9 protein-coding genes are annotated in these 10,627 nt (G+C 37.3%); all 9 read left to right on the forward strand.

Annotation, left to right across the window (positions count from 1 at the left end):
- Nucleotides 1-17 precede the first annotated feature (17 nt).
- Nucleotides 18-365, forward strand: coding sequence for a DUF192 domain-containing protein (locus tag Q5O73_RS02040; protein WP_118589437.1), 348 nt, complete (start codon nt 18-20; stop codon nt 363-365).
- 3 nt (nt 366-368) lie between these two features.
- The gene (locus Q5O73_RS02045; RefSeq protein WP_118589436.1) at nt 369-1,262 is read left to right on the forward strand and encodes a hypothetical protein; all 894 of its coding nucleotides are present in this window, start codon (nt 369-371) and stop codon (nt 1,260-1,262) included.
- 149 nt (nt 1,263-1,411) lie between these two features.
- On the forward strand, nt 1,412-3,391 hold the full coding sequence (gene uvrB, locus Q5O73_RS02050; protein ID WP_021952310.1) for an excinuclease ABC subunit UvrB: 1,980 nt from the start codon (nt 1,412-1,414) through the stop codon (nt 3,389-3,391).
- A 35-nt stretch (nt 3,392-3,426) separates the two neighbouring features.
- Nucleotides 3,427-6,267: an excinuclease ABC subunit UvrA gene (gene uvrA / locus Q5O73_RS02055; protein ID WP_302668942.1), complete on the forward strand. Its 2,841-nt coding sequence runs from the start codon at nt 3,427-3,429 to the stop codon at nt 6,265-6,267.
- Nucleotides 6,268-6,514: 247 nt separating this feature from the next.
- Nucleotides 6,515-8,059: a glutamine-hydrolyzing GMP synthase gene (gene guaA, locus Q5O73_RS02060; RefSeq protein WP_302668943.1), complete on the forward strand. Its 1,545-nt coding sequence runs from the start codon at nt 6,515-6,517 to the stop codon at nt 8,057-8,059.
- Between the two features lie 345 nt (nt 8,060-8,404).
- A complete protein-coding gene (locus tag Q5O73_RS02065; protein WP_118564855.1) occupies nt 8,405-8,587 on the forward strand; it encodes a DNA-binding protein in 183 nt (60 codons plus the stop codon).
- A gap of 9 nt (nt 8,588-8,596) precedes the next feature.
- Nucleotides 8,597-9,682 (forward strand): site-specific integrase, encoded by a 1,086-nt coding sequence (locus Q5O73_RS02070; RefSeq protein WP_302668944.1) that lies wholly within the window; start codon nt 8,597-8,599, stop codon nt 9,680-9,682.
- On the forward strand, nt 9,675-10,127 hold the full coding sequence (locus tag Q5O73_RS02075; protein ID WP_302668945.1) for a mobilization protein: 453 nt from the start codon (nt 9,675-9,677) through the stop codon (nt 10,125-10,127). Before Q5O73_RS02070 ends, Q5O73_RS02075 begins: the two co-directional genes overlap by 8 nt.
- Nucleotides 10,120-10,627: ParA family protein (locus Q5O73_RS02080; RefSeq protein ID WP_302668946.1), on the forward strand; the 508-nt coding region annotated here is incomplete at its 3' end. The genes Q5O73_RS02075 and Q5O73_RS02080, both read left to right, overlap by 8 nt.

Here is a 10,627-nt window from a genome sequence, read left to right on the forward strand (position 1 = left end):
ATAAGAAAGAAGACAAAATGCAGAGATTAGACTTATACATAAATAACGTAAATATCTGTAAAATTTCCCTGGCAAACAATTTTTGGACAAGATTTATGGGACTTATGGGAAAATCAGAAGGGCAGATTCGCAGTATGGGGGGATTAATGATAAAACCATGTTCACAGATACACACTTTCTTTATGAAGGCACCCATTGATGTGGTTTACATAAATAAAGAAAGCAAAGTTGTTCAGGTGGATGAAGCAGTACCAAAAGCTAAGTGTTGCAAAAGGGTAAAGAAGGCAAAATACCTTATAGAGTTTCCGGAAGGAACGGCAAAAAGGTTTAACATAAAAAAAGATGATATGTTGGAGGTAAAATAAACAATGTTGGGTAAAGACAATTCAGTTTCCATAGAATCATTAAGAGCCGATGCTGAAATGGAAAGTCAGTTTAAAACTTCTTATAGAGGTTATGATAAAAAAAGTGTAAACGAATATATAAGGACATTAAAAAGAGAGACAGAGCTTGAAATAGAAAAGTTAAAAGATGCTGTTCACGACGCTGAATGCGAGAGAGATGATATGAAAAACAGCTATTTAAGCTGGCAGCAGGAAATTAAACTTGTAAAAATACAGAAGAAAAAGGAAGTTGATAAGGCTAGGGAAGAATATGAGGCTAAGCTTCAAAGTGCAATAGAAGAAGCTACTAAGAAGCTGGAAAATGAGAATATTGAGAAGGAAAGCCGTATCCATTCTATTATTGAAGAGAAGAATCAGCAGATAAGGAGAATGGAAGCTGATTTGAACATTAGTTTGCAGGAAGCACTTGCGGAAAAAGAGCAGGCATACGAAAAAGCAATGGCTGAGAAAGACAAATATGTTAATGATACCATTGCAGAAAAAGAAAGATACATAGCTGAAACTATTGAACAGAAGGATAGAGAAATTCAAAATCTTACAAGCAAGCTTCAAAATAGAGAGGAAACAGAAAGAAAGCTTCAGGAAAGTGCAATTGAGAGCTACAAAGAATCAAATGCCAAATTAACGGAAGAAAACAACAGAAAAAAAGTTATTATTGCGGATTTAGAAGAAAAACTGGCTTTGGCTTCAAGTAATCTGGATCACAATATGAAAATGCTTGATTCATTAAACTTAAAATTAGATGACATGCTTAAGGCTAAACTCTCTGAAATGCAGGATATTATTTCTGTTTGGTCAGGTCAGTTTGAAAAAACAAGCGAGATTATAAAGGATCAGTTTAAGGCTGAGGAAGAATAAGGTATATTTTAAAAGAAGGTACAGAACAAACATTCGATTTGTTCTGTACTTTTTTTTATTTGAATGATATACTTGACAAGTAACATACTAAGAATACAATTACTATTTCTAAAATATAATCGCCGGATTAGAGCGGATTAGGAGCATTTATGGATCATTTTGAATTAGTGTCACAATATAAACCTACAGGAGACCAGCCCCAGGCAATTAAGGAGTTGGTTGAGGGATTTAAGAAGGGCAATCAGTTTGAAACACTGTTGGGAGTTACAGGCTCAGGAAAGACCTTTACCATGGCGAATGTTATCGCCCAACTTAATAAGCCTACATTAATTTTAGCACATAACAAAACATTGGCGGCACAGCTGTATGGGGAATTTAAAGAATTTTTCCCAAACAATGCAGTGGAATATTTTGTTTCCTACTATGATTATTATCAGCCGGAAGCGTATGTGCCTAGTACAGATACTTATATAGAAAAGGATAGTGCCATAAATGATGAGATTGATAAGCTTAGACATTCGGCTACTATGGCACTTATTGAAAGAAGAGATGTTATTATAGTTTCCTCTGTTTCCTGTATTTACGGATTAGGTGATCCCATAGATTACAAGAACATGGTCATTTCATTGCGTCCGGGAACCATAAGGGACAGGGATGACATTATCCACAAGCTTATTGAAATCCAATACGATAGAAATGATATGGATTTTAAAAGAGGTACATTTAGAGTCCGGGGGGAGAATCTGGAGATTTTTCCGGCATCTTACACGGACAGTGCAGTGAGAGTGGAATTTTTTGATGATGAAATAGAAAGAATTACGGAAATTGATACATTAACAGGTGAGGTGAAAAGGGAGCTAGAGCACGTTGCCATATTCCCTAATTCACATTATGTTATTCCACCGGAGAGAATGGAAGGAGCTATAAAGGCAATTGAGGCAGAGCTGGCTGAGCAGGTGGCATATTTTAAGTCAGAGGACAAGCTGATAGAGGCGCAGCGAATTGCGGAGCGTACCAATTTTGACATGGAAATGCTCAGGGAAACGGGAATCTGCTCAGGAATTGAGAATTATTCAAGACATATGGCAGGATTAGAGCCGGGAGCTACACCTCATACCTTAATGGAATATTTTGGAGACGATTTTTTAACGATAGTTGACGAAAGTCATATTACTCTTCCACAGGTTCGTGGTATGTATAATGGCGACCAGTCAAGAAAGACAACCTTAGTTAATTACGGGTTCAGACTGCCTTCAGCCAAAGATAACCGTCCTCTTAAATTTGAGGAATTTGAGGGAATGATAGACCAGATGCTTTTTGTGTCAGCTACTCCTAATGTGTACGAGGAGGAGCATGAGCTGCTTAGGGCAGAACAGATTATCAGACCGACAGGACTGTTAGATCCGAAAATTGATGTGCGGCCTGTTAAGGGGCAGATTGATGACCTTGTATCTGAAATAAATAAAGAAGTGGAAAAGAAAAATAAAATTTTAGTTACTACATTAACTAAGAGAATGGCGGAAGACCTTACGGATTACATGAAGGATGTGGGCATCAGGGTTAAGTATCTCCATTCTGACATAGATACTCTTGAAAGAACTGAGATAATACGTGACATGCGATTAGACGTGTTTGATGTTTTGGTTGGAATTAACCTTTTAAGAGAAGGTCTGGATATACCGGAAATATCCCTTGTTGCCATATTAGATGCTGACAAGGAAGGTTTTTTGCGTTCAGAAACATCGCTGATACAGACTATAGGAAGAGCGGCGAGAAACTCGGAAGGTCATGTAATTATGTATGCAGATTCCATTACAGAGTCTATGGACAAAGCTATTTCTGAAACAAACAGACGTCGTGAAATACAGGAAAAATACAATAAGGAGAATGGCATTACGCCAACTACCATTAAGAAAGCAGTTAGAGACCTTATAAGTATTTCTAAGGAAGTTGATAAGAGAATTAATGACATTGAAAAAGATCCTGAATCTATGGATAAGAAGGAACTTAAGAAGCTTATGGATAAAGTAGAAAAGAAGATGCAGAAGGCAGCAGCGGAATTAGATTTTGAAACTGCAATAGAAATGCGTGAAAAATTGGCAGAGTTGAAGCTTATGTATAATAAATGATAATTGGTAAGTAAGACAGTAAGGAAAGGATTGACATGGCAGAGAAGAAAAAATATATACGAATTAAAGGTGCTTGCGAGCATAACTTGAAGAATATAGATATTGACATACCAAGGGATGAATTTACGGTTATTACAGGATTAAGCGGTTCCGGTAAATCATCTTTGGCATTTGATACTATTTATGCAGAGGGACAGAGAAGGTATATGGAGTCATTGTCTTCCTATGCCAGACAGTTTTTAGGACAAATGGAAAAACCCCAGGTGGAGAGCATTGAGGGATTGCCACCGGCCATTTCCATTGACCAAAAATCCACTAACAGAAATCCCCGTTCAACAGTGGGTACAGTAACAGAAATATACGACTATATGCGACTTTTGTATGCCAGAGCAGGCATACCTCATTGTCCAAAGTGTGGCAAGGAAATCAAGAAGCAGACAATAGATGAAATGGTGGATAAGGTTTTAGAATTGCCTGAAAGAACTAAATTTCAGATATTGGCACCTATAGTAAGAGGAAAAAAAGGCAGACACGAAAAGGTATTTGAAAGTGCAAAAAAAAGCGGCTATGTAAGAGTCCGTGTAGATGGTAATATGTATGAGTTGTCAGAGGAAATAAAACTGGATAAAAACATTAAGCATAGCATAGAAATCGTAATTGACAGATTAAGTATCAGAGAGGGAATAGAAAAAAGACTTACGGATTCCATTGAAAATGCCCTGAAGCTGGGAAATGGATTAATGGAGGTTGATGTAATAGGTGGCGAAACCGTTACATTTAGCCAGAATTTTGCCTGTCCTGATTGTGGAATCAGCATTGACGAAATTCAGCCAAGAAGTTTTTCCTTTAATAATCCTTTCGGAGCCTGTCCTGATTGTTTTGGATTAGGTTACAAAATGGAATTTGACGTGGATTTAATGATTCCTGATAAAAGTTTAAGTATAAATCAGGGGGCAATAGTTGTTTTGGGATGGCAAAGTGCCAATGATCCAAAGAGTTTTACCAATGCTATTTTGCAGGCTTTGTGTAAGAGGTATGACTTTGACCTTGATACTCCTTTTGAAGAATATCCTAAAAATATTCAGGATATTCTTATTAATGGAACCAACGGAGAGAAGGTGCCGGTTCATTATAAGGGTCAAAGGGGAATAGGAACATATGATATTGCCTTTGAGGGTTTAATTAGAAATGTAGAGAGAAGATATCGTGAAACAGGAGCGGAATCCAGTAAGGCAGAATATGAAACATATATGAGAATTACTCCTTGTGGAACCTGTCATGGACAGAGGCTTAAACCTGAGTCGCTGGCTGTAACCATTGGAGATAAGAATATTTACGAAATGACGGAAATGCCTGTCAGGGATTTAAGGGCTTTTCTGGATGAGGTACAGCTTACTTCAGCGCAACTGGCAATAGGTAAGGAAATATTAAAGGAAATAAAGGGCAGACTTCAGTTTTTAATAGATGTAGGTCTGGATTATTTAAGTTTGTCAAGGGCTACCGGAACCCTTTCCGGTGGAGAGGCACAGCGAATAAGACTGGCAACCCAGATTGGCTCCGGTCTGGTTGGTGTGGCTTATATTATGGATGAACCTAGTATTGGTTTGCACCAGAATGACAATGAAAAGCTGTTGGCAACCCTTAAGCATTTGAGAGATTTGGGAAATACTTTAATAGTGGTTGAACATGATGAAGATACAATGTTAGCGGCAGACTATGTGGTTGATATCGGACCGGGAGCCGGTGAACACGGTGGCGAAGTTGTGGCAGCAGGTACAGCTAAAGAAATAATGAAAAATAAAGATTCCATTACAGGCAAATATCTTAGTGGAAAATTGCAGGTACCGGTGCCTGAAACAAGAAGAAAGCCTACAGGTTTTATTAAAGTAGTAGGTGCAAAAGAAAATAACCTTAAAAATATTGATGTTAAGTTTCCTTTGGGAGTTTTTACCTGTGTAACAGGAGTTTCCGGCTCAGGAAAAAGTTCTTTGGTTAATGAGATTTTGTATAAGAGCCTGGCACGAAAACTCAACAGGGCAAGGATTATTCCGGGAAAATGCAAGGGTATTGAAGGAATTGAACAGTTGGATAAGGTTATTAATATAGACCAGTCACCTATTGGCAGAACACCCCGTTCAAATCCGGCTACTTACACAGGAATGTTTGATATGATAAGGGATTTATTTGCAGCAACGGTGGATGCAAAAGAGCGGGGATATAAGAAGGGACGTTTTAGTTTTAATGTAAAAGGTGGACGATGTGAAGCCTGTTCCGGTGATGGAATCCTGAAGGTTGAGATGCATTTCCTTCCGGATGTGTACGTCCCATGTGAGGTATGTGGCGGAAAGCGATATAATAGAGAAACTTTGGAAGTTAAGTATAAGGGCAAAAATATATATGATGTGTTGGAAATGACAGTGGAAGAGGCAATGGATTTCTTCAAAAATGTTCCAAGAGTATATAATAAGGTAAAAACTCTTTATGATGTTGGTTTGGGCTATATTAAGTTAGGACAGCCTTCAACCCAGCTTTCCGGTGGAGAGGCGCAGCGTATTAAGTTAGCTACGGAGCTTAGCAGAAGAAGCACAGGAAAAACCATATATGTTTTGGACGAACCAACTACGGGACTTCATTTTGCAGATGTTCATAAATTAGTGGAAATTCTCCAACGTCTTACTGATGAGGGGAATACTGTAATAGTTATTGAACACAACCTTGACGTTATTAAGGCGGCAGATTATATTATAGATATGGGACCGGACGGAGGAGACCGGGGAGGTACTGTTGTTGTGGCAGGAACACCGGAAAAGGTAGCTGAACATAAGACGAGTTATACCGGAAAGTACGTCAAAATGATGTTAGAGAAAAACAAATAATTAATTATTTACGAAGGAGGAAACAACGGAGAAGAACGGAAAAAGCTTTTGGGAAAGAAAACAGGAATTAAAAAGACCATGAAAATAAAAAAATAAAGTTTGTAAGAAAGTTTTGCTGTAGAATGAGATATTTTACATAGGGAAATGTCTTTAATATAGCAGAACTTTCTTGTACATTTAGGGAAAATGAAGTAAAATAACAAGAAGTGCTTTACTTGGGCAATATTCTTATGATAGAGGAGGCAAAATGAAAAGAGAGTTAGTTATTGTAATAGATTTTGGCGGACAGTACAATCAGCTGGTTGCACGTCGTGTCCGTGAATGCAACGTATATTGCGAAATCTATTCATATAAAACAGATATTGAAAAGATTAAGTCTATGAATCCTAAGGGAATTATCTTGACAGGTGGACCAAACAGCTGTTATGAAGAAGGTGCACCAACATATACAAAAGACCTGTTTGAATTAGGTATTCCGGTTCTTGGACTTTGCTATGGAGCGCAGCTTATGCAACATATTTTAGGTGGTAAGGTTGAAAAAGCTCCTGTTCGTGAATATGGCAAGACGGAAGTTCATGTAGATACAACATCTAAATTGTTTGAGGAAATTGAGGAAGATACAGTTTGCTGGATGAGTCATTTCGACTATATTTCAAAGGTTGCACCTGGATTTAAAATTACAGGTTATACAAAGAATTGTCCTGTGGCTGTAGCTGAATGTCCGGAAAAGAAGCTTTACGCAATACAGTTCCACCCGGAAGTGCTTCACACAGTGCGTGGTAAGGAAATTCTCAGTAACTATGTAATTAACGTATGTGGTTGCGCAGGGGACTGGAAGATGGATTCTTTCGTGGAAAATTCCATTAAGGCCATTCGTGAAAAGGTAGGCGACGGTAAGGTTCTTTGTGCCTTATCAGGTGGTGTTGATTCATCAGTGGCAGCAGTGCTTTTGGCGAAGGCGATTGGAAAACAGCTGACATGTGTATTTGTTGACCATGGCCTTTTGAGAAAAAATGAGGGTGATGAGGTTGAGGCAGTATTTGGACCTGATGGTCCATATGATTTGAATTTTATCCGTGTAAATGCCCAGGAGAGATATTATAAAAAGTTGGCAGGTGTGGAAGAACCTGAGGCAAAACGTAAAATAATAGGTGAAGAGTTTATCCGTGTGTTTGAAGAGGAAGCCAAAAAAATCGGAGCCGTGGACTATCTGGTTCAGGGAACGATTTATCCTGATGTAGTTGAAAGTGGTCTGGGTGGCGAGTCAGCGGTAATTAAGTCACATCATAATGTAGGTGGATTACCTGACTATGTTGATTTTAAGGAAATAATTGAGCCGCTTCGTGACCTGTTCAAAGATGAAGTCCGTAAGGCAGGTCTGGAGCTGGGTATTCCGGAATATCTGGTATTCCGTCAGCCATTCCCTGGACCTGGACTTGGTATCAGAATAATAGGCGAAGTAACAGCTGAAAAGGTGAAAATAGTTCAGGATGCAGATGCAATTTACAGAGAAGAAATTGCGAAAGCAGGGCTTGATAAAGAAATCAATCAGTATTTTGCAGCACTGACAAATATGCGTTCAGTAGGTGTAATGGGGGACGAGAGAACATATGACTACGCAATAGCCCTCAGAGCCGTAAAAACAATTGATTTCATGACGGCAGAGTCAGCTGAAATACCGTATGAGGTGCTTAATAAGGTAATGAACAGAATAATACATGAGGTGAAGGGGGTCAATCGAGTAATGTACGATTTGACCAGTAAGCCACCTGGAACGATAGAGTTTGAATAAGCGAACGTATGTTCGAACACCCCATAAATAAAGGGAAAACACAGAATATAAGTCTCTTATGAGAACATTTTGAGAACAAAATCAAGAATAAGAAGAGTTATTTTGACTAATAAGTTGAAATAGCTCTTCTTTTTTTGCTTGAAAAGCCGATAAATAAAGGAAATTGGAGCTTTAAGCCAGATAAAAAAACAAATTATTTTAACATTGGTTACAAGAGTAAAAAGGAAGTTTATTAAAGGAAAAGGTATAGTGCCACTAACTCCTATTTGTAAAGTAAAAGGACTAAAGTAGAACTACGGTCAAACAAAAACAATTTAATCAAGAGAGAGAAAGGAGATTAGAAATATGACAGATAAGATGTTTATGGAAGTTCAGGATGTAACAGAGATGCTAAATATTTCAGAAGGAAAGGCATATGAAATCATAAGAATGCTTAATGCTGAACTAAAAGAAAAAGGATATATCGTAGTTCGAGGAAAAGTAAATACAAAGTACTTTTTTAAGAAACTTATTTACAACGAGGAGTAGGAGGAAAAAATGTCAGTTTACAAAGATGAAAAAAGAAACAGTTGGTATGTAAAGTTTCGTTACGTTGATTATTACGGAGTAAAGAAACAGACAACAAAACGTGGATTTGTAACAAAGAGAGAGGCAAGTGAATGGGAAACTACTGAAAAGCTTAAAAGAAATTTTAATCTTGATATGACATTTTCAAAATTTTATGAGATTTACGAGGCTGATGTAAGGCATAGAGTTAAGGAGACAACCTGGGAAAACAAGGAAACAATGGTAAAAGCAAAAATCATACCGTTCTTTGGAGAAAGAAAAATGATAGAAATATCTGCAAAGGATGTAAGACATTGGCAGAAAGAAATGATTGAGTATAGGGATGAACAAGGAAAGTCATATTCCCAGTCATATCTTGCAACATTACACGCACAGTTAAGCGCGATATTCAACCATGCTGTAAAATTTTATGATTTGAAGAACAATCCTGCAAAGATTGCCGGCAGCATGGGAAGTAAAAGAGGAGGCAACATAATGTTTTGGACACAGGAACAATATAAAGCATTTATTGAATGTGTGATGGACAAGCCATTATCATTTTATGGATTTGAAATGCTTTATTGGTGTGGATTAAGAATTGGAGAATTATTAGCACTAACTCCGGAAGATTTTGACTTTGAAAAGAAGACGGTTTCCATTACTAAAAATTATCAGGTGGTAAGAGGTGAAAAGCTAATATTAACTCCTAAAACTGCAAAAAGTGTAAGAACAATATATATGCCGGAGTTTTTAAATGAAGAAATGGAAGACCTGATTAATAGTATGTATGAGCCTGACGGAAAAGAAAGAATATTTCCATTATCAAAAAGATATTTTCAACATGAAATGGAAAGGGGAAGTGAAATGTCGGGAGTACCGAAAATCAGATTGCATGATTTAAGACACAGTCATGTTTCATTTCTTATAAATATGGGATTTTCAGCATTGGAGATTGCAGAACGAATGGGCCATGAAAGTGTAAGAATTACATATCACTATGCGCATTTGTTCCCATCAAAGCAATTGGAGATGATTAATAAACTGGATGAAATTAAAGGAGAATTAGGAGATGTCTGATAGAAAATTGGATAGCAAAGGAAGATGGCGCAGCAGAGTAGTTGCATTTAGAGTTTCTGATGAAGAAGCAGAGTTATTAAACAGACTTGTAGACATATCAGGACTTACAAAGCAGGATTATTTAATAAAGAGAACAACAGACCATAAAGTAGTTGTAAAGGGTTCCATTCGCGTGTTTGGAGCCCTTAAGGCGCAACTTACATATGTATATGAAGAATTAAAAAGGCTGGATAAAGTTACGCCTAAAAATGATGAATTAATGGAATTGATTAAAGTAATTTCAATGATTCTTTTAAAGATAGAAGAAAATGAGAATCTAAAAGAGCAGCAGAGGGTGGAGAACTTTGAAAAGAAAATGGCAGAACAAAAAAGGCTTAAAAACAGCAGTATGGGAAACAGAAAGTTAAAAAGTTTTAGAGACGAAGGAGAGAAAACAAATGAGTAAAATAATAGCAATAGCAAATCAAAAGGGTGGAGTAGGAAAGACTACAACAACATTAAATTTGGGAGTGGGTTTGGCAAGAGAAGGAAAGAGAGTCCTTTTAATAGATGCGGATCCTCAGGGAAGTTTGACAATTAGTGTAGGTATAAATGAACCGGACCAGTTAGATTATACACTTGCAAATGTGCTTATGGATATAGTAAACGAAGAAGAGCTACCAGCCAGTAGAGGAATAGTTAAGCACGAAGAAGGGATAGATATATTGCCATCAAATATTGAATTATCAGGAATAGAAGTTTCTTTGGTAAATGTTATGAGTAGAGAATTGCTAATGAGAGAGTTTATAAGAGAAGTAGAAGATGATTACGATTATATTTTAGTTGACTGTATGCCTAGTCTTGGAATTATTACAATTAATGCCCTTGCCTGTGCAGATACAGTATTGATACCAGTGCAGGTTTCATATCTACCGGTAAAAGGTTTACAACAGTTGATAAAGACAA

The organism is Eubacterium sp. AF15-50, assembly GCF_934835595.1.
GTDB lineage: Bacteria > Bacillota > Clostridia > Lachnospirales > Lachnospiraceae > Eubacterium_G > Eubacterium_G segne.